1 protein-coding gene is annotated in these 263 nt (G+C 69.6%); it reads left to right on the top strand.

All coding sequences use genetic code 11. From position 1 onward, the window contains the following. Window positions 1-263 (top strand): glycosyltransferase (locus Q4528_RS14265; RefSeq protein WP_303522282.1); only part of this gene is annotated, 263 nt, incomplete at both ends.

Genomic DNA, 263 nt, shown 5'->3' on the forward strand with positions numbered 1-263 from the left:
GGCCGATGTCGTGACCGGCCCGCCATCGCGCGGCGCGCAGCTGCGCCGTGGGGCGGATGCGGCACAGGGGGATTGGCTGCTGTTCCTGCATGCCGACAGCCAATTGTCCCAGGGCTGGACCGGGCCTGTGCTGGATCATCTCGCGCGCGACACCGCCGCCTGTTTCTGCCTCGCCTTCCGAAGCCGCCACCCAATGGCGCGCCTCACCGCTGCCTGGGCCAACCTGCGTAGCCGCATGTTCAATCTGCCCTACGGCGATCAGG

The organism is Staphylococcus pasteuri, from assembly GCF_030547725.1.
Taxonomy (GTDB): domain Bacteria; phylum Bacillota; class Bacilli; order Staphylococcales; family Staphylococcaceae; genus Staphylococcus; species Staphylococcus pasteuri.